The sequence below is a fragment of the Gluconobacter cerevisiae genome, from assembly GCF_015244675.1.
Lineage (GTDB): Bacteria > Pseudomonadota > Alphaproteobacteria > Acetobacterales > Acetobacteraceae > Gluconobacter > Gluconobacter cerevisiae.
Genome location: NZ_JABCQO010000003.1, coordinates 252,323 through 269,882 on the forward strand (window position 1 = coordinate 252,323; position 17,560 = coordinate 269,882).

A 17,560-nucleotide genomic window follows, 5' to 3' on the forward strand; every position below is an offset into this window, starting at 1 on the left:
AAACCGTGAGAAAGTTGGTAATATTTCACTTTTTCAGGGTATAACGCCTCCCGCATGTCAGTCCTCCCTTCTTCCCAGCACCAGATCGTTCTCCTCCTACTGGGCTTAGCCGCCACGGTCGCGCTGATTGGCGTCTCCATCCTGATCTCGCTATCGGAGATCTCTTTTGCCGCGGCACGGGATGTGCGCCTTCGTTCCAAAGCCGAGGCGGGAGACCCTCGTGCTGTCGCGTTTCTCAAACTGCGACGCAACAGCGGTCAGGTCATCACGGTTCTGCAAATCTGCCTGAACGCCGTGGGCGTTCTGGGCGGCATCATCAGCGAATCCATGGTGAGCGACCCGATTGCAGCGGGCTTTCGTTCGATGGGAACAAGCCCGGCATTGGCCAGCAAGCTGGGCTCGGCCTGTTCCTTTATGCTGATCACCGGCCTTTTCGTCCTGTTTGCGGACCTTTTGCCCAAGCGGATCGCCATGAACGCGCCTGACCGGATCGCGCTCAAGGTCGGCTGGTTCCCGGCTGTTGCCCTCAAGGTTCTCTACCCCGCGGTTCTGGTCTTCTCGAAAATCTCGGACTGGTTGCTTAAGCTCCTTAAAATTCCGGCCGCCGCGACCGTCGAGCCTGTAACCCCTGAAGACCTGCGCGCCATTCTCGCGGCAGGAACAGCCTCCGGCGTGCTTCTGGAAGAAGAGCACCAGATGATCCAGAACGTGCTTGGCCTTCAGGATCGCGCCGTCACGTCCGCCATGACGCCGCGTGACGAGATTGTCTTTCTGGACGTCCAGGAAAGCCCGGAAAGCCAGCGCGACAAAGTTCGGGTTCGGCCCTATTCGCGTTATCCATTGTGCGATGGCGGCCTCGACAAAGTCATAGGCTCCATTCGCGCAGAAGACGTTCTGGTTGCCGTCGTCGACGAACCCCAGCCAAAAAGCACGGGTCTGGCCACCATCGCCAGCCAGATCTTCCGCATGCGCCGCGATGTCCTCTCTCTGCCTGACACCCTGAACCTGTGGGAAACCCTTGCCCAGTTCGAGGCGCATTCAGCAGGCTTTGCCCTTATTGTTAACGAATACGGCCTTGTGGTCGGTCTCATCACCTATAAGGACATCATGGGTGCGCTGATGGACGGTCTGGTCAGCCCGTTCGAAGAACAGGCCATCGTCCGCCGCGACGATAAATCCTGGCTGATCGATGGCGCGGCCCCCATCGGCGATGTCATCCGCGAACTGAACATCCCCATGTTCGACGATGCCCAAAACTTTGACACGGTCGGCGGGTTTGTCATGAACCGTTTGCGTCGCATGGCGCGCAAGGCGGACAGTGTGCAGTCATCAGGATTCCGGTTTGAAGTGGTTGACGTGGAAGGCTTCAGGATCAACCAGTTATTGGTGACACGTCTGAACTGACTTCCTCTGCCGGACGCAGGCTGCTTAGATCATCACATGATTGATCTCAGCCGCTCCGCTCTTATCCTTGTCGATATCCAGAATGATTTTCTGCCCGGTGGTGCGCTGGCCGTGCCAGGCGGTGATAGCATCCTTGAAGCCGTCAACGCGCTTGCCAGACGCCCGTTCAGGGCAGTGATCGCCACGCAGGACTGGCACCCCCCACATCACTGCTCTTTCAGCTCTCAGGGCGGCCCCTGGCCGATTCACTGCGTTGCCGGCAGCTATGGCGCTGATTTCCCCGAAGCACTCAGGTCCGAGCCCGTAACGCATATCATCCGCAAGGGTATCTTGCAGGAACGGGATAGCTATTCCGGGTTTCTCGACAACGATCGTGCAACTTCAACGGGGCTCGACGGGTTATTGAGAGGTCTTAGCATAGACCATGTGGTCGTCTGTGGGCTGGCTCTGGATTACTGCGTCACAGCTACAGCGCTGGATGCTGTGGGTTGCGATTACAAGACCGACGTCGTCCCGGAAGCCTGCCGAGGAATTGCTACCGATTCAAAAGCCATCCTGGAAAAACTTGAAAAACAAGGCGTTCTGTTGAAAAATCTGAATGCCTTCTGAAGGGCACAATCATGCATATAACCAGACTGCTTCCTGTGCTGCTTGCATACGCGGCATTCCAGACCGCTTCGGCAGCGACACCTTCGACAACGGCGGATCTGGCGAACACACAGGGGTTCAGGCAGGCTTATCAGGCTATGGTGACACTGCCGTCATGGGTGATGACGGCACATGCGACATCCGTGCCGGTCAGCGATCTCAGCCTCGGGGGCAAGTCTTATCTTCTGGGGCATATGTGCCGTCAGCACGACTGTGCGGCAGAACAGCTTGAAGTTGTTTTTGCGAAAGACCATTCAGCAGCATGGGGTCTGTTGAGCATCAAACGGGATGGGCCACTGAAACAGAATTTTCTGGGCGCGCCTGATGCCGAGATGCAGAAGGTTCTTCTCAAAGCCTATCAGGATAATAATCCAGCAGACTGAATTTAAAGGAAAATGAAGCGCCAGCCGTTTTCTCTAGAATGGCTGGTGCGCCCTGATGGATTCGAACCATCGACCCACAGCTTAGAAGGCTGTTGCTCTATCCATCTGAGCTAAGGGCGCATCAATTGGCCGTTAACTGGTCGGGGCGCCCGGACTCGAACCGGGGGCCTCTTGTACCCAAAACAAGCGCGCTACCAGGCTGCGCCACGCCCCGAACCGGCCGGAACCTAGGATGTCTGGCCGGCCGAGGCAAGAGGGTTTTTTTATTCGCCTTCGCTTCTTACGAGCGGCGGCACAAAAAGCGGTGCCGTATCCCAGGGAAACAGCACCCAAGTGTCCTGCGCGACTTCCGTCACATAGTGATCCGTGAAGGGTTTGCCCTCAGGTTTTGCGTAGAGGCACGCAAAAACTGCCTTGGGCAGCAGCTCACGCACGATCCGGGCCGTTACACCCGAATCCACGAGATCGTCCACGATCAGAAAGCCTTCGCCATCGCCCGCAGCGACAGGCGGCTTGACGACCTTGGGTTCGTGCTGCGTGCCTTCTTCGCCCGCATAGCTGATGACCGAAACGCTTTCGATCAGGCGGCACCCCATTTCGCGACCAAGAATGGCAGCGGGGATCAGGCCGCCACGGGTAATGGCGACCATACCGCGAAAAGGCCCATGCTTTTGCATGAGGGTTGAGGCCAGAAGACGCGCGTCACGATGGAGCTGGTCCCAGGTGACGGTCGCATAATGAACGGTTTGGGGAGTCTGATTGGCTGTCATGATCTTCCTCTGCCTTCCGTCTCGCAATTTTGCAATAAACTTGAGAGACGGAATTGCCTAAAGTGCTGCAATGATCGATCCGGCCCTGCGCACCCTTCCCGGCCTTCCGGCTCTTATAGTCGGAAGAATTTTCTCACAGCTTTCCGCGACTACCATGACGATCGCTATTGGATGGCAGATCTATGCGCTGACGCATGACATTGCCTCTCTGGGCTATCTGGGTCTTGCACAGTTCCTGCCCATGATTCCTCTGACATTCGTCGCGGGGCACGTTGCGGACCGCTTCAACCGGCGCACCATCGTTCTCATCTGTCAGATCTGCGAAATCCTCTCTACGGCCGCTCTCGCCGTGGCGGCCGCATTTCACGTCCTGACGACGGGCGGAATCTATGCGTTCGCAGCCTTTTATGGCGTTCTACGCAGCTTTGAGATGCCCTGCCAGCAAGCGTTTCTGCCCGCGATCGCACCGCCGACTCTTCTGCCCCGCGCACAGGCGCTGCTTTCCTCACTCTTTATGACAGCCTCCATCGTCGGCCCCAGCCTTGGCGGCCTACTCTACGGTATCGGACCAGTCGTTTGTTACAGTCTCTCGACCCTCGGGTTCGCGGTGGCTTTCTCAGGGACATTCTCCCTGAAACTGGTGCACACCATCCCACCGAAAGAACCGATCACATTCGCTTCGGTTTTTGCAGGGCTCTCCTTTCTCAACCGACGCCGTGACCTGCTGGGGGCTATCACGCTTGATCTGTTCGCCGTCCTCTTGGGAGGCGCAACAGCCATGCTTCCGGTTTATGCGGATGGCATCCTGCATGTCGGCCCGGTCGGACTGGGCCTGCTTCGTGCGGCTCCGGCGATTGGTGCACTTCTGATGTCCTGGGGCCTGTCACGGTATCCTCTCAAAGGCCGTGCAGGCCCTGTCATGTTCGTGTCGGTCGTCGTGTTCGGCATAGCGACGATTGTCTTTGGCGCGTCCCACACGGTCTGGCTCTCGATTGTCGCACTGATGGTCCTCGGGGCGGCTGACGTCATTAGCGTCGTGATTCGCTCCTCATTGATTCAGCTTGCAACGCCGGATTCGATGCGTGGACGTGTTTCAGCCGTGAACACGCTGTTCATCGGGTCCAGCAACCAGCTTGGCGAATTTGAAAGCGGTATGCTCGGAACAGCAATCGGAGCTGAGGCAGCTGTAATCGCAGGCGGCGTCGGCACTATTCTGGTAGCGGCTGCGTGGGCCCATGTGTTTCCGCGACTCTGGGCGCTGGATCGTCTGGAAGACGTCTTTCCCGAAGAACAGTAAGTCCTGAAACGCAAAAAGCTCCCGAAAGGGAGCTTTTGTTGCGGCCGAAGCAGCTTTTCAAAAGAAAGGCTGGCTCCCGAAGTAGGACTCGAACCTACGACCCAGCGATTAACAGTCGCTTGCTCTACCAACTGAGCTATTCGGGACCGGCGAGGTGGTATGTAGCCAAATGGGCGGGGTCGGTAAAGCCCCTAAATGAATTTTTTTTGGAGATTTTTCTGTTTTTCTTCAAAGACCTGAGAAAAACAGTCATTTTTCAGAGCTCTTCCCGCCCCCGCGTTGCAAGCTGATCCACGCGTTCGTTGTTTTCGTCGCCCGAATGCCCTTTGACCCAGAGCCATTCAATCTCGTGCGGCTTCGCAGCTTCCAGAATACGCTGCCACAGATCCATATTGGCAACAGGGTCCCCTGCTGCATTCCGCCAATTCCGGCGTACCCAGCCTGTGTGCCACCGCGTGATTCCGTTCCGCAGATATTCGCTGTCCGTATGCAGTGTCACGATGCAGGGGCGCTTCAGAGCCTCCAGCGCCTCGGCCGCAGCCGTCATTTCCATACGGTTGTTGGTGGTCTCCGGATGACCACCCAGAAGCTCTTTTTCCTGCCCCCGGAAGACCAGAAGCGCACCCCAGCCACCGGGGCCAGGATTGGGTTTGCACCCGCCATCTGTCCAGATTTCAACCTGAGGCCGTTCTGAAGAGGTCTCAGACATGGGCAACACCTGCGAAATGACGCAGGCGCACCAGATAGGCCAACGGGTCCTTACGGGTCACGAGCGCGTTGGCCGGAGTGTTGATCCAGTCATACAGGCGCGTCAGCAAAAAACGGATTGAAGCCCCCTGACATAGAAGGGGAAGTGCTGACTTCTCGGCCTCGGTCAGCGAACGAACGCTTTCATAACCCTGAAGAATGGCCGCAGCGAATGATGGCGCAAACGTCTTTTCGTCCCGGAAGCACCAGGCATTCAGGCAGATCGCCAGATCGTAGGCCAGAAAATCCGTACAGGCGAAATAGAAGTCGATCAGGCCCGAAACCTGCCCATTCTGGAAGAAAACATTATCCGGGAACAAGTCCGCATGGATCTGTCCGCGCGGCAGTTCATCCGGGAGTGGCCATGCACTTTCGATCCGCTGAAGCGCATTCCGCACTTCAGCCGTCAAACCAGGCGACAACGCGTCTCCGCTCTCGCCACAGCTTTCAAGCAGCGGCCCCCATGCCGCCGGAGACAGCGCATTCGGACGAACGGCGCTATATCCCTCGCCTGCAATATGCATCCGGGCCAGAGCCTTGCCGAGTTCCAGACACAACCCCGCATCAAGCTGTGTGGCAGAAACACCGGGAAGGAATGTCGTGATGGCAGCTGAACGGTCTGCCAGTGTCCGCAGCGCGGTTCCATTCCGGTCTGATACGGGAAGCGGGCAGTTCAGCCCCCTGCCCGCAAGATGCTGCATAAGCCCCAGAAACCATGGGAGTTCACTGGCATTCACCCGACGCTCGAACAGCGTAAGGATAAAATCTCCCTCCGTCGTACGGAGGAGGAAATTGCTGTTTTCGACACCCTCGGCGATGCCATGAAATGAGACCAGAGTGCCGATCGCGTAAGTGCCAAGAAACGCTTCAAGCGTCTCGGCCGCCAGTTCCGTATAGACGGCCATGAGAAATTAGTCTTCCTCGCCAGCCAGCGGACCGGGCAGTCGGAAGTTGATGTTCTCTTCCTTGACAATCCGCTCTTCGATCTTGAGCGAATATTTCTCGGACAGAGCCGTCACCATTTCCTGCACGAGACTCTCGGGAGCGGACGCACCGGCACTGATGCCCAGTGTTTCCACGCCTTCAAGGACGCTCCAGTCCAGATTTTCGAGCTTCGGCACCAGAAGCGCGCGCCGCGCACCCGACCGCTCGGCCACTTCGCGCAGGCGCTGCGAGTTGGACGAGTTCGGAGAACCGATCACGATCACCAGATCGCTCTCGGGCGCAATCGCCTTCACGGCTTCCTGGCGGTTGGTCGTCGCATAGCAGATGTCTTCGCGCTTTGGTCCCTCAATGAGCGGGAAGCGTGAGCGCAGGATATCCACGATTTCGGCCGTATCATCGACAGACAGCGTGGTCTGCGTGATGAAAGCCAGTTTCGCAGGGTCTTCCGGCTGGATCGTCCGGGCCTCTTCCGCATCATTGATGAGCGTGACGGCACCCGGCGGAAGCTGGCCCATTGTGCCGACAACCTCAGGATGTCCGGCATGACCGATCATAAGGATATGGAGCTGGTCCGGACCGCCACCCGCGAAGTGACGCTCGGCCTCACGATGGACCTTCGACACCAGCGGGCAGGTCGCATCCAGATAAAGCAGGTTGCGGCGCTGGGCCTCGGCGGGAACGGATTTCGGAACGCCATGAGCGGAAAAAACGACATGTCCGTCTTCAGGAACCTCGTCCAGTTCTTCGACGAAAATGGCACCCTTGGCTTCAAGTCCTTCTACGACCGTCCGGTTATGGACAATCTCGTGGCGAACATAGACCGGAGCGCCATAACGACGCAGTGCTTCTTCTACGACACGAATGGCGCGGTCCACACCGGCACAGAATCCACGCGGACCGGCGAGCAGGACACGAAGGGTTGGAGGAGCGGCCACACCATCGGTGCGGGCAGGAGCGAAAGTCGTCTGTTCTGACATGGTGTTCCCCAAGCGGGCGGAGTTCGATATGTAGGACCAGTATCGACCGGATTGCCTCTCGTCGCAACGTCCGGGCCTCTTTGCCGAGCCTCTTTGTAGGAGTTTCTTCAGCTGATGCCAGCCATCCGGCGCTTCGCCTCGCCCCTGTTTGCTCCGGCTTTCGCCCTCCTGGCCCTTTCGAGTCTGGCCGGCTGCGACGAATCCAACCAGAGTTTCTTCGCCCCCGCCTGTCCGGCGCTCGATATCCCGGGATCGGCAGCTGACCAGTTCGTCTATGACGGCAAGAGCGCGGATATCGGAAGCCTTGTCAGCCATGCGCAGATCACCTCCGTGTCCGGAGACTGCGAACGTGGCCCCGAGGGACCTCATGGCCATCAGACGGTCCGCACACGCCTGAGCCTTGCCATGAACCTGACCCGCGGCCCGGCGGCGAGCAGCGGCACGATCGACGTTCCGTATTTCATTGTCATCATGCGGGACGGCAAGATCGTGGATAAGAAAGTCTTCACAGACACGTTCCGCTTCCCGCCGAATGTCAGCACACAGTCTGTCCGCACGGACCTGCGCCTGATCGACCTTCCGTCCACTGACAACATGGCGCAGGAAAATCCTTATACGCTGGAGATCGGGTATCAGCTGACGCACGGTGAACTGGGGTATAACCGCGAGCATCTGGCCCCGGTCGCTTTCCACAGCCACACCCAGTAAAAAATACGCCGGGGCGGATACCATCAGACCCGGCATGCGGGCACAGCGGGTTTTGCTGTGCCCGCCATCATTTCGGAACAGAAATACATGGACAATCGCGAACTGACCCTCCGGGGGATTATTCTCGGAGCCCTCATCACGGTCGTCTTTACGGCAGCAAACGTTTATCTAGGTCTGAAAATCGGCCTGACTTTCGGATCGTCCATTCCAGCCACCATCATCTCGATGGCCGTCCTGCGCCTCATGGGCGGTGGGACTATGCTGGAAAACAACATGGTCCAGACGCAGGCTTCCGCTGCCGGAACTCTGTCCTGCGTATTTGCTGCACTCCCGGCCCTTATCATGGTCGGATACTGGCATGAATTCCCGTATGTCATCACGCTGCTGCTGACGATGGCGGGGGGCATGACGGGCGTTGTGTTCACCATCCCGCTGCGCCGGGCCCTCGTGAGTAACTCCAATCTGCCCTACCCCGAAGGCACAGCCTGTGCGGAAATCCTGCGCGCTTCCTCCCCGGAAGGTGATGCCCGGAGCCTCAGATCCCTCACCCTCGGCACTCTTGTCTCGGGGGCTGTGGCGTTTGCCACATCCGGACTACGTCTGCTGTCAGATGGATTTTCTGCCGCCACCGTCGTCGGCTCATCCGCGTTCCGTCTGAACGGGAGTTTTTCGCTGGCCCTGCTGGGTACCGGCTATCTGGTCGGCATCGGCGGCGGCATTGCGATGCTGCTCGGCGTGTTTCTTGCCTGGGGCGTCATGGTCCCGGTTCTGGGCCACCTTGCGCCTTCAGCCACACCGTTGGCCGAGGCTTCAGGCCTCTGGCTGCACAAGGTGCGTTTCATCGGCGCCGGAACCATTGCGGTGGCAGCGGTCTGGACGCTGCTGGCGCTCGCACGTCCTGTGGCGCAGGGACTGAAAGAAGCGCTTTCCGTCACTCATCTGGCAACCGGCGATGACAGCGACCGCGATCTGTCACCCAAGACGCTGATCGCTCTGTGTGCAGGACTTGCAATACTGCTCGCTGCGCTGTTCGGCTATTTCCTGTGGCCTGTCATGCCGCATGGCGGCGCTTTGGGAACACTAGTCGTTCTGGGGTTGATCGCCTGTTTCGGGCTGGGTTTTCTGGTCGCCAGCGCCTGTGGTTATATGGCTGGCATCATCGGGTCGTCATCCTCTCCGATATCCGGAGTCGGAATTATCGCCATCATCGCCATTTCGGTCGCCCTTTGGGGACTGGAAAGCGGCGGTATCCTGACGGTCGAGCAGCGTCCGATTGCCATTGCGTTCGGCCTGTTCGTCCTCTCCGCCATTACTGCCTCGGCTGCTGTTTCGAACGATAACCTTCAGGACCTCAAGACAGGCCAGCTCGTCGGCGCAGCACCTTGGAGGCAGGAAGTTGCGCTGCTTATCGGCTGTGCCGTTGGCGCAGTTGTCATCCCCTGGGTGCTACAGGTGTTGTATCAGGCCTATGGTTTCGTGGGTGCCATGCCACGTACGGATATGGACCCTTCGCGTGCGCTTGCCGCGCCACAACCTGCACTAATGGCCGCCATTGCGACCGGTATCCTGACGCATCAGCTCGACTGGCTGATGCTGGAAATCGGAGCTGCTCTGGGCGTGGTGCTGGTTGTTCTGGATATTGTGCTGCATCGACGCAGCCTTGCTCTTCCGCCTTTGGCCGTGGGGATGGGTATCTACCTCCCGGCAGATGTCTCCGTCACCATCGGGATTGGTGCGGGGCTTGGATGGCTTCTACGCCGCTTCCCGAGAGAACAGGGAACGATGATCGCCTCAGGCTTTATTGTCGGGGAAAGTCTGATCGGCGTGGCGCTCGCGACGATGGCAGGCGCTACGGGAAGCTCCGATACACTGGCGCTTCCCGTTCCGGCCTTGTGGAATGCCGGATTAGGATGGGCTGTTTTCTGTGGTGTTCTGCTCTGGTTCGGACGCCGGGTCAGACATTCAGAATAAATGAATAAAGGCCTGCGTTCAGGCCTTTACCCACCACTGCACAGGCTCCTGTTCGGACATTTCGGTCTTGACCATCTCCGGCGTTTCAGGAGCGACCTCCTTACGGGGACGCCCAACAGGACGCGGTGTACGGCGTGCCGCTTCAGCGGCCTGTTCTCGCGCCTGATGGAGGGACGCTTTTAACGTCTGGATCGTGTCCTGATTTTCCCGCAGCTCGCGGTTCAGTTCGCTGATCTGAATTTTCGCATGAGCTTCGCGCGTCTCAAACGCCTTGAGCTGGGTCCGAATTTCGGCAAGGCTCCGCTCGGCTTCTTCCCACCGACGCTGCTCACGCTTGACCGACTGACGCAGCCGCTCAACTTCTTCCTGATCGTCCTGAATAGGATTACGCGCCGCAATTCCACGACCGCCTTGATGTTCGACCACGACCTGACCGTCTCGTACAAAGCGACGGCGACGTTCGGCAGTTGGCGGGACGGGGCGGGATTTGGGAGTACGGGAGGACGCCCCGGCACCCAGACGGGCAAGAGCCTGTCTCAGTTTGTCTTCTTCGTTAGCCTGATGCTCGTCCTGCATTCTGTATTCTTCAACCAATATGATATTTATGGATTTTCCCCTGCAGAACAGGTCTGCCGAAAGGCAGAAAAGCTGACCGGATTTAAACCCGCTCAGCCGAAACATGTCCTGACAAGGATATGAAAAGTCGACTCGACTGGAAGAACCCCAGCGTTCTGACGAGGATTTTCTAGCACTTCACGCATATTCTGTCATCAGGGCAATAAGCGTTTATTTATATTTTCTTCTCATGCCAACGCCCTGGCGACCAGAGAATATCCGTTTCACCATGATTGTTGGCGTGACGCGCAAGAACAAAGAAGTAATCGGACAATCTGTTTAAAAAACGAAGCCCATCTACCGGCCTCTGCTCCAGTAGCGCTACACGCCGCTCGGCCCGGCGCGCAACGGTTCTGGCAAGATGTGCCTGAGCTGCAACGGGACTGCCGCCCGGCAACACGAAGCTTCTGAGTTCCTGCTGGTAACGACGCAGACCCTCCAGCCGGTCTTCCAGCCATAGAATGGCTTCCGAAGGCAGACTAGGGGTGCGCTCAAGGTCCGGCAGGCACAGATCGGCACCAAGATCGAACAGGCAGGACTGGATCTGACGGATTTCGTCTACAAGATCAGCCATCCGGGAGTCCTGCACCATGGAACAGCACAAAACTCCCAGTTGGGCATTCAGTTCATCAACAGTCCCCATCGCCTCGATCCGGTCTGAAGACTTGGGAACGCGTGTGCCGTCCCCAAGAGACGTCTCCCCCCCGTCTCCACCCCGTGTCACGATCTTATCGATGCGGATCGTCATAACCTGTCCAACCCTCCACGCTGGTCTTAGTGGCTTCTTTTGTGCTTTGCGTGATGACCGATGCTGCGATCGCCCATCAGATCACGGGCGCGGGATGTATGATCCGTCAACATCTTGTCCGTGTCGGTAGCGAGCGTCTTGATGTCCGGCGTACCACCCGAAGCCTGAGCCGTCGCGATGGCCTTGCTCAGATCCGGTGTGCGGATGCTGACGATATCCCGCAGGAACATACGATCAAATGCAGCACCATAAAGATGGGAAAACGAATCGACATGATCCTGATCGGCCGCGTCAATCTTGGCGGCGACCGTCAGGTTGGCGTCGGAGGCGATCTTGGCGACGGCTTTCTGATTGGTCGTGTGATCACCCTGAACGGTCGAGGCAAATGCCTTGACAACGTCACTGTTGCTATGGGTCACGGCGAGCGTTGCAATGGCGATCTGGGTCTGATCCATCTCATCGATCTGCTGGATGAAAGCCGCATCTGCCGTCGTCAGCTTGTAAGTCGAAGCGACGCTCGGCAGCGCGGGCGCAGGCGGGGCATCGGGGGCGTTACAGGCGGCAAGCCCGGCCAGAAGGCCCGCGGACAGACACAGACGGAGATACGAAACAGTCATCGAAGCTTCCTTTTTCAAACGCGCCTGCCCCGAAAAGACAGGCCGCGACAGACTGACAATGCACTCATGACAGTCTCTCATTCGCTGTTCAGACAACACATGATACATTCACGGCATGTCCGCAAACCCCATCCGCCCCGGCACGCCCGATCTGCTCCGAGGCAGTTTCATTTTCGCTGCCCTGTCCGCAGCATCGGGCGTCATGCTCGGGGCTTTGTCCGCCCACCTGCCGGACCGGCTGTTTGCCGTTCCGGGCGGCAGGGCCATGCTGCATTCCGCAGTGGAAATCCAGATGTGGCATGCACTTGGGCTCGGCCTTCTTTCTCTGAACGCCGCACGCCTGTCGCCGCGGCTGATCCGCACGGCGTGTCTATGCATGGCGATCGGCATTGTTCTGTTCTGCGTGCCCGTCACCCTGCTGGCGTTGTTTGACCTGAAGCTGGGTCCGGTATCAGTCGGACGGATCGCGCCTTATGGCGGGACGATGCTCATGATTGCGTGGTGTCTGGCAGCCATTTCGGCCCTGAAAGTCAGGCCCGGTTTTTTCTGAGTTTCCGAAAGACCAGGAATCCGACGGACTGGACGACAAGCGCCAGCAGAAAACAGACAAGCATGATTCCGGTCAGGATCAGCTGTTCGCGTCCGACCCCTGAGTCGATATGAAACAGACTGTAAAGTTCCTGCCAGGCAGACGTTCCAGCTGTGTGCTGCGCAACTTTGATGGCTGGCTGCCAGAAACGGAAGACCGACGCAAAGGCAAGCGTTAACCCTACGAGGATCGCAGTCCGGATCAGGGTTTCCATAACACTGACTTCACGCGGAGACGCGACTTGCGGGCGGGGTGGTGCTTTTTTCAAACGCATGACCTTTCCTGAAAATTGGGCTTTAATCATCTGTTCCTGTCATTCTGCGTTATGGCATGCAGAGGACAACATCAATGAAAGCCTTTTTCATGAACCGTTCCCTTCTTGCCGCCGGCCTTGGTCTGGCGCTGACTGCAACCCTTCCGGCACATGCCGCATCCACAACACCAGTAGTCCCCGCGCCACAACTGACCGAAACATCCGCACCGCCCGTAGCAGCGCCCTATCCTGATACGTCCGTAGCGCACGAGCAGGTAGAACAGGCCTTCGCGCTCGCACAGAAGACGCATCGCAAGGTTCTGCTCGATTTCGGCGGAAACTGGTGCCCGGACAGCAAAATGCTCAGCGGTATTTTTGCACTGCCCGACGCAGCGCGCTGGCTGGACAGCCAGTTCGTGGTGGTACCGGTCAATGTCGGGCGCATCAACACCAATCTCGATCTGGCGGAACGCTATGGCGTGACCATCAAGGCCGTCCCGACCGTCATCATCGTCACGCCTGAAGGTCATGCCCTGAACGGCGACGGCTCCAAGGCGCTTGGCAACGCTCGCAGCATGTCACCGCAGGCTGTTCTTGACCTCATTTCCGATTGGAACAAACGCGGATAAGTCCTTGAGGATCCGGCTTTTTCCCGGATCCTTACTATATCCTCAGAGCGCGAGCACCTGCTCGGCTTCATGGACGACTTCCGCCAGAACATCTGCTTCAAACGGAGAAGTCAGTCCCGCTTCGGACACGAGTTGCGCGAACGGTTTCGACCCACCTTCGGCGCAGAGCCTGCGGTAGATTTCCAGCGTCCCTTCCCGATCCAGACGCGACCCCAGCCAGAGTTGCAGCGCACAGCACTGTGCCAGCGCATAGTCGATATAATAGAACGGCAGCCGGTAAATATGGAGCTGGGCCTGCCAACGGCCACCCTTTGCCGGATAGGCCAAGTCGCCCCAGTCACGCCACGGCATGTAGAGTTTTTCAAGCCGCTGCCATGTCTGGTGTCGTTCTTCCGGCGTCATGTCAGGATGGGCATAGATCTCGTGCTGGAAGTGATCCACACACACGCCATAAGGAAAGAACGACAGCGCATCAATCAGATGCATCCGCCGATAGCGTTCTGCCGCACCGTCCTCGACCAGTTCCCCAATCTGCGGCCAGCTCAGGAACTCAAGGCCCATGGAATGAATTTCCGCGGCTTCCATGGTCGGCCAAAGCTGATCGATCCACGGCAGGTCACGGCTTTTCCAGTTCTGGAACGCATGGCCCATTTCATGGGTGAAAACGCCGATATCGTTATGGGTGCCATTGAAATTGGCGAAAATATACGGCGTTCCAACCGTTGGAAAAGACGTGCAAAACCCGCCCCCCGCCTTGCCGTCTCGGTTTTTCAGATCGAGATACCCAAGATCGCGCATCTGGACGTAAAAATCCGCCATTTCCCCCGAGGGGTCGAGGTCGCGAAACATGCTTTCAGCACGCGCCACCAGCAGGTCATGATCACCAGCAGGCTCTGGATTGCCCTGAAGGTCGATCAGGGCTTCATCCCACGCCATCGCCTTGTCCCAGCCCATTTTCAGACGACGGCGCTCCATAAGCGCGCTGATCAGGGGCGTGACATACGCCAGAACCTTCTCGCGAAAGGCTGCGACCTGCTCAGGGCCATAATCCGTTCGACGCATCCGGCGATAACCGAGCTCGATATAGTTCTCAAAACCAAGAGTTTTCGCCATTCGGTCGCGCAGAGCGACCAGCTTGCCGTAAAGGGCATCCAGTTCAGCGCCGTTCTGGTCGAAAAAATCCCAGCGCGCCTTTTCAGCTGCATGACGAACATCCCGATCCATACCCTGAAGGTAAGGCACCAGCCTCGACAGGTTCAGGGTCTTCCCATCGAAAGAAATTTTCGCGGCCGCCAGAAGGGCCGTGTATTCCCCTGAAAGACGCGCTTCCTCTTCCAGATCCGTACTGATGCGCGGATCGAACGTGGTCGTGTCAGCTTCCCAGAGCCGTACCACGTGAGGTGTTACGATGGCTTCAAGGCCATCGCGGTCAGGATCGGCCAACAGGCGCTTCTTGACCGTCACCTCATGATCAGTCGCGACCGGAGATAACCGATCCGCATAATCCCGATCCGCCTTGGCGGCCTCATCCTGCGTATTGCGCGAGAATTGAAGATGCACATGCGAGGCCCAGGATTCATACTCGCGCCGGACGGCATCAAAAGCCTCCAAGGCCTCGACGCGGTCCCCGGCATCAAGCAGCGATGCGATGGCATGGTAGCGCGCCTTGAGCGAGTTCTCGTCAGGCCGGGGGAAAGACAGTTCGGAAAAGGGAGGGATTGTCTTCGTCATGCTTCAATTCTGACATTCCCCCGCTTCTGCGTCCATGCCCTGCCTCTGCCCCTATCAGTCGGGCCTAATAGCGCTGACAAACTGGGTAATACGATGGCAGGCTTCTGCCAGCTGTTCATCAGACGCAGCAAAAGACAGCCGCAGATAAGGACTGTATCCAAAGGCCGAACCCGGAACGGTCGCGACATGCGCTTCTTCGAGAAGAGCTTCCGCAAACGCCACATCCGTCTCCAGAAGACGCCCCTGCCCGGATGTGCTACCGATCAGGGCCGCGACACCCGGATAGGCATAAAACGCCCCTTCCGGCATGACGCAGGTCAGTCCAGGGACCTTCTGCAAGGCGTTGACGACCAGTGCCCGGCGACGCTCATACGTCGCCAGCATGTGTGCAACTCCGTCGGCATCTCCATCAAGAGCCGCCACCGATCCGGCTTGTGCGAGCGTACAAACACCCGACGTGGAATTGCCCTGCACCGCAACCATGGCCTGAATCAATGGCACCGGACCGCAGGCAAACCCGACGCGCCATCCCGTCATGGCGTAGGCTTTCGCCATACCGTTCACGATCAAAATCCGATCCGCAAGATCAGGCGCGACATTCAGCAGGGAGAGGTGTTTGCGGTCGTCGAACGTCAGATGTTCATAGATCTCGTCGCTCATCACGAGAACATGCGGCGCCTGACGCAGCACATCTGCGATGGCTTCAAGATCCTGCCGCTCCAGAATGGCACCGGTCGGGTTGTTCGGGAAATTCAGAACCAGCCATTTCGTACGCGGCGTAATCGCCTCTCGTATGGCTTCCGGGTCCGGGCGAAAGCCGTCCTCTTCCCGGCAGCGGATTTCGACCGGAACCCCACCCAGCATCCGGGTGATCAGTGGATAACTCACCCAGTACGGCGCAGGAATGATGACCTCGTCACCGGCTTCCAGCGACGCCATCAGCGCATTGAAAATAATCTGCTTGCCGCCATTCGCAACCATGATCCGACTGGACGCAACGTCCAGATCGTTATCACGCCTGAACTTGCGAATGATGGCATCGATCAGCGGTTTCTGTCCGGGGATCGGTGGATAACCTGTATCCCCGGCCTTCGCGGCTGCATAGGCAGCTTCAATCGCCTCTGGCGGTGACGGAAAATCCGGCTGTCCCAGAGCGAGCGAAATGACATCCGCGCCCTGCGCCCTCAGTTCACGGGCGCGGGCAGCCATGGCGATCGTTGCAGGACGTGGCAGATCCGCAAGGCGTGATGCGACGGTAAAACTCATGAAAGGCCCTGACAAAACTTCTGGATACGGGTGCAAGCTTCAATCAGCAGTTCCGTGCTGGTGGCATAGGAAATCCGGAAATATCCCGGTGTAAGAAACGCCGTTCCATGCACGGCCGCAACGCCGGTTTCTTCCAGAAGAGCCGTTACAAAAGCCTCGTCACTATCAATCAAGCGACCACCCTTGCTGGTTTTGCCCAGCACGCCAGCGATGGACGGAAAAGCATAGAACGCCCCTTCAGGGAGAGCGCAACTCAGGCCCGGAGCATCATTGAGCATCCCGATCACAAGATTGCGCCGCTCCTGATAGACCGCCACCATTTCCGAAATAAAATCCTGCGGGCCGGATACGGCTTCCTGCGCTGCTGCCTGCGCGATGGAACAGGGATTGCTCGTGCTCTGCCCCTGCAGTTTGATGAGCTGTTTTGTAAGCTCCACTGGTGCTGCGGCAAATCCGATCCGCCAGCCTGTCATGGCATAGGCCTTGGACACACCATTCATAGTCACGGTCCGGGAGCGCAGACGCGGCTCGACCTGCACAACGGTCTTGGCAACAGCGCCATCATACAGGAGCTTGGCGTACATATCGTCCGTCAGGATCCAGATATCCGGATAGTCCAGCAGGACCTCCGTCAATTCCTTCAGGGCTACCTCGTCATACGCTGCCCCTGTTGGATTGCATGGCGAGTTGAGGCAAAGCCATTTCGTGCGAGGGGTGATGGCTGCACGAAGCTGTTCTGCCGTCAGGCGAAAACCATTTTCAGGGGCCGTCTGGATAATGACAGGTGTTCCATCGGCCAGCGTTACGATGTCGGGATAAGACACCCAGGCGGGAGCTGGAATGATGACCTCATCGCCCGCATTCAGGGTCGAGACCATGACATTGTAAATAACCTGCTTGCCACCCGTAGAAACGCAGATTTCCTCTGCCTTGTAATCCAGATCGAAATCAGCGTTCAGACGGGCCGCGACGGCCTTGCGCAGTTCGAGCGTGCCCGGAACATCCGTATATTTTGTCTTACCGGCCTCAATCGCCCGAATTGCCGCACGCTTGATGAAGTCGGGAGTATCAAAGTCCGGCTCACCCGCAGAAAGGCTAATGATATCACGGCCCTCTGCCTTCAGGGCACGGGCTTTCTGGGTCACGGCAATCGTCTGACTGGGGAGAATACGGTTCAGACGGTCGGCAATAAAGGACATGACAGGCTTCCGGATCATTTTGATGGAGCGATTCTAGGCACGTTCCATCAGTTTTGACCACAG

General features: G+C 58.0%; 19 protein-coding genes and 3 tRNA genes. 8 read left to right on the plus strand and 14 right to left on the minus strand.

Features of this window, described 5'->3' with window-relative positions; genetic code table 11:
* Positions 1-54 precede the first annotated feature (54 nt).
* The 3 genes from HKD21_RS05985 to HKD21_RS05995 are packed head-to-tail and all read left to right on the plus strand — an operon-like array spanning position 55 to position 2,435.
* Complete coding sequence (locus tag HKD21_RS05985; protein WP_194254677.1) at positions 55-1,404, plus strand: hemolysin family protein; 1,350 nt, start codon at positions 55-57, stop codon at positions 1,402-1,404.
* A 36-nt stretch (positions 1,405-1,440) separates the two neighbouring features.
* Positions 1,441-2,013 carry a nicotinamidase gene (locus tag HKD21_RS05990; RefSeq protein ID WP_194254678.1) on the plus strand — a complete coding sequence of 191 codons (573 nt, stop codon included), beginning with the start codon at positions 1,441-1,443 and terminating at the stop codon, positions 2,011-2,013.
* A gap of 11 nt (positions 2,014-2,024) precedes the next feature.
* Positions 2,025-2,435, plus strand: a complete 411-nt coding sequence (locus tag HKD21_RS05995; RefSeq protein WP_194254679.1) for an Ivy family c-type lysozyme inhibitor — start codon at positions 2,025-2,027, stop codon at positions 2,433-2,435.
* Between the two features lie 43 nt (positions 2,436-2,478).
* On the opposite strand, the gene HKD21_RS06000 is transcribed toward HKD21_RS05995, so the two are convergent.
* The 3 genes from HKD21_RS06000 to gpt form a co-directional block, all read right to left on the minus strand.
* Positions 2,479-2,555, minus strand: a tRNA-Arg gene (locus tag HKD21_RS06000).
* A gap of 17 nt (positions 2,556-2,572) precedes the next feature.
* Positions 2,573-2,649, minus strand: a tRNA-Pro gene (locus tag HKD21_RS06005).
* A gap of 49 nt (positions 2,650-2,698) precedes the next feature.
* Complete coding sequence (gpt, locus tag HKD21_RS06010; protein ID WP_194254680.1) at positions 2,699-3,205, minus strand: xanthine phosphoribosyltransferase; 507 nt, start codon at positions 3,203-3,205, stop codon at positions 2,699-2,701.
* A 70-nt stretch (positions 3,206-3,275) separates the two neighbouring features.
* Between gpt and HKD21_RS06015 the strand changes: the two genes are divergently transcribed.
* A complete protein-coding gene (locus HKD21_RS06015) occupies positions 3,276-4,502 on the plus strand; it encodes an MFS transporter (RefSeq protein WP_194254681.1) in 1,227 nt (408 codons plus the stop codon).
* 70 nt (positions 4,503-4,572) lie between these two features.
* Here the strand turns inward: HKD21_RS06015 and HKD21_RS06020 are convergent.
* The 4 genes from HKD21_RS06020 to ispH all read right to left on the minus strand — a co-directional run bounded on the left by HKD21_RS06020 (position 4,573) and on the right by ispH (position 7,171).
* Positions 4,573-4,648: transfer RNA gene (locus tag HKD21_RS06020), tRNA-Asn, on the minus strand.
* A gap of 110 nt (positions 4,649-4,758) precedes the next feature.
* Positions 4,759-5,211 carry a ribonuclease HI gene (gene rnhA, locus HKD21_RS06025; RefSeq protein ID WP_194254682.1) on the minus strand — a complete coding sequence of 151 codons (453 nt, stop codon included), beginning with the start codon at positions 5,209-5,211 and terminating at the stop codon, positions 4,759-4,761.
* On the minus strand, positions 5,204-6,154 hold the full coding sequence (locus HKD21_RS06030; RefSeq protein ID WP_194254683.1) for a homoserine kinase: 951 nt from the start codon (positions 6,152-6,154) through the stop codon (positions 5,204-5,206). Before HKD21_RS06030 ends, rnhA begins: the two co-directional genes overlap by 8 nt.
* Positions 6,155-6,160: 6 nt before the next feature.
* Positions 6,161-7,171, minus strand: coding sequence for a 4-hydroxy-3-methylbut-2-enyl diphosphate reductase (ispH, locus tag HKD21_RS06035; protein ID WP_194254684.1), 1,011 nt, complete (start codon positions 7,169-7,171; stop codon positions 6,161-6,163).
* Positions 7,172-7,285: 114 nt separating this feature from the next.
* On the opposite strand from ispH, the gene HKD21_RS06040 reads away from it, so the two are divergent.
* Together HKD21_RS06040 and HKD21_RS06045 are read left to right on the plus strand one after the other, a co-directional pair.
* Complete coding sequence (locus tag HKD21_RS06040; protein WP_194254685.1) at positions 7,286-7,879, plus strand: hypothetical protein; 594 nt, start codon at positions 7,286-7,288, stop codon at positions 7,877-7,879.
* A gap of 87 nt (positions 7,880-7,966) precedes the next feature.
* Complete coding sequence (locus HKD21_RS06045; RefSeq protein ID WP_194254686.1) at positions 7,967-9,850, plus strand: OPT family oligopeptide transporter; 1,884 nt, start codon at positions 7,967-7,969, stop codon at positions 9,848-9,850.
* A gap of 18 nt (positions 9,851-9,868) precedes the next feature.
* Here the strand turns inward: HKD21_RS06045 and HKD21_RS06050 are convergent, their stop codons facing one another.
* From HKD21_RS06050 to HKD21_RS06060, 3 genes are all read right to left on the minus strand, one after another.
* Complete coding sequence (locus tag HKD21_RS06050) at positions 9,869-10,426, minus strand: coiled-coil domain-containing protein (RefSeq protein ID WP_194254687.1); 558 nt, start codon at positions 10,424-10,426, stop codon at positions 9,869-9,871.
* A gap of 214 nt (positions 10,427-10,640) precedes the next feature.
* Positions 10,641-11,213 carry a cob(I)yrinic acid a,c-diamide adenosyltransferase gene (locus HKD21_RS06055; RefSeq protein ID WP_194254688.1) on the minus strand — a complete coding sequence of 191 codons (573 nt, stop codon included), beginning with the start codon at positions 11,211-11,213 and terminating at the stop codon, positions 10,641-10,643.
* 26 nt (positions 11,214-11,239) lie between these two features.
* Positions 11,240-11,830, minus strand: a complete 591-nt coding sequence (locus tag HKD21_RS06060; RefSeq protein ID WP_194254689.1) for a DUF4142 domain-containing protein — start codon at positions 11,828-11,830, stop codon at positions 11,240-11,242.
* A 115-nt stretch (positions 11,831-11,945) separates the two neighbouring features.
* Here HKD21_RS06060 and HKD21_RS06065 point away from each other — a divergent pair, with 115 nt between their 5' ends.
* Complete coding sequence (locus HKD21_RS06065) at positions 11,946-12,380, plus strand: DUF423 domain-containing protein (RefSeq protein ID WP_194254690.1); 435 nt, start codon at positions 11,946-11,948, stop codon at positions 12,378-12,380.
* Here the strand turns inward: HKD21_RS06065 and HKD21_RS06070 are convergent.
* Positions 12,361-12,693: a hypothetical protein gene (locus tag HKD21_RS06070; protein WP_194254691.1), complete on the minus strand. Its 333-nt coding sequence runs from the start codon at positions 12,691-12,693 to the stop codon at positions 12,361-12,363. The two genes, HKD21_RS06065 and HKD21_RS06070, sit on opposite strands and share 20 nt — an antisense overlap.
* 89 nt (positions 12,694-12,782) lie before the next feature.
* Here HKD21_RS06070 and HKD21_RS06075 point away from each other — a divergent pair, with 89 nt between their 5' ends.
* Positions 12,783-13,301 carry a TlpA family protein disulfide reductase gene (locus tag HKD21_RS06075; protein WP_228121030.1) on the plus strand — a complete coding sequence of 173 codons (519 nt, stop codon included), beginning with the start codon at positions 12,783-12,785 and terminating at the stop codon, positions 13,299-13,301.
* A 42-nt stretch (positions 13,302-13,343) separates the two neighbouring features.
* Here HKD21_RS06075 and HKD21_RS06080 read toward each other — a convergent pair whose 3' ends face one another.
* Genes HKD21_RS06080 through HKD21_RS06090 form a run of 3 tightly spaced genes read right to left on the minus strand, consistent with a single transcriptional unit; the run spans position 13,344 to position 17,497 of the window.
* A complete protein-coding gene (locus HKD21_RS06080; RefSeq protein ID WP_194254693.1) occupies positions 13,344-15,032 on the minus strand; it encodes a M3 family oligoendopeptidase in 1,689 nt (562 codons plus the stop codon).
* Between the two features lie 54 nt (positions 15,033-15,086).
* A complete protein-coding gene (locus tag HKD21_RS06085) occupies positions 15,087-16,298 on the minus strand; it encodes a pyridoxal phosphate-dependent aminotransferase (RefSeq protein ID WP_194254694.1) in 1,212 nt (403 codons plus the stop codon).
* Positions 16,295-17,497, minus strand: coding sequence for a pyridoxal phosphate-dependent aminotransferase (locus HKD21_RS06090; RefSeq protein WP_194254695.1), 1,203 nt, complete (start codon positions 17,495-17,497; stop codon positions 16,295-16,297). The genes HKD21_RS06085 and HKD21_RS06090 overlap by 4 nt, the downstream gene beginning before the upstream one ends.
* Between the last annotated feature and the right edge of the window lie 63 nt (positions 17,498-17,560).

Coding starts and splice junctions, on each gene's coding strand:
- HKD21_RS05995 (WP_194254679.1), top strand. CDS start 2,025: ATGCATATAACCAGACTGCTTCCTGTGCTGCTTGCATACGCGGCATTC.
- HKD21_RS06090 (WP_194254695.1), bottom strand. CDS start 17,497: ATGTCCTTTATTGCCGACCGTCTGAACCGTATTCTCCCCAGTCAGACG.
- rnhA (WP_194254682.1), bottom strand. CDS start 5,211: ATGTCTGAGACCTCTTCAGAACGGCCTCAGGTTGAAATCTGGACAGAT.
- HKD21_RS06060 (WP_194254689.1), bottom strand. CDS start 11,830: ATGACTGTTTCGTATCTCCGTCTGTGTCTGTCCGCGGGCCTTCTGGCC.
- HKD21_RS06070 (WP_194254691.1), bottom strand. CDS start 12,693: ATGCGTTTGAAAAAAGCACCACCCCGCCCGCAAGTCGCGTCTCCGCGT.
- gpt (WP_194254680.1), bottom strand. CDS start 3,205: ATGACAGCCAATCAGACTCCCCAAACCGTTCATTATGCGACCGTCACC.
- HKD21_RS06055 (WP_194254688.1), bottom strand. CDS start 11,213: ATGACGATCCGCATCGATAAGATCGTGACACGGGGTGGAGACGGGGGG.
- HKD21_RS06065 (WP_194254690.1), top strand. CDS start 11,946: ATGTCCGCAAACCCCATCCGCCCCGGCACGCCCGATCTGCTCCGAGGC.
- HKD21_RS06040 (WP_194254685.1), top strand. CDS start 7,286: ATGCCAGCCATCCGGCGCTTCGCCTCGCCCCTGTTTGCTCCGGCTTTC.
- HKD21_RS06085 (WP_194254694.1), bottom strand. CDS start 16,298: ATGAGTTTTACCGTCGCATCACGCCTTGCGGATCTGCCACGTCCTGCA.
- HKD21_RS05990 (WP_194254678.1), top strand. CDS start 1,441: ATGATTGATCTCAGCCGCTCCGCTCTTATCCTTGTCGATATCCAGAAT.
- ispH (WP_194254684.1), bottom strand. CDS start 7,171: ATGTCAGAACAGACGACTTTCGCTCCTGCCCGCACCGATGGTGTGGCC.
- HKD21_RS06015 (WP_194254681.1), top strand. CDS start 3,276: ATGATCGATCCGGCCCTGCGCACCCTTCCCGGCCTTCCGGCTCTTATA.
- HKD21_RS06075 (WP_228121030.1), top strand. CDS start 12,783: ATGAACCGTTCCCTTCTTGCCGCCGGCCTTGGTCTGGCGCTGACTGCA.
- HKD21_RS06050 (WP_194254687.1), bottom strand. CDS start 10,426: ATGCAGGACGAGCATCAGGCTAACGAAGAAGACAAACTGAGACAGGCT.
- HKD21_RS05985 (WP_194254677.1), top strand. CDS start 55: ATGTCAGTCCTCCCTTCTTCCCAGCACCAGATCGTTCTCCTCCTACTG.
- HKD21_RS06080 (WP_194254693.1), bottom strand. CDS start 15,032: ATGACGAAGACAATCCCTCCCTTTTCCGAACTGTCTTTCCCCCGGCCT.
- HKD21_RS06030 (WP_194254683.1), bottom strand. CDS start 6,154: ATGGCCGTCTATACGGAACTGGCGGCCGAGACGCTTGAAGCGTTTCTT.
- HKD21_RS06045 (WP_194254686.1), top strand. CDS start 7,967: ATGGACAATCGCGAACTGACCCTCCGGGGGATTATTCTCGGAGCCCTC.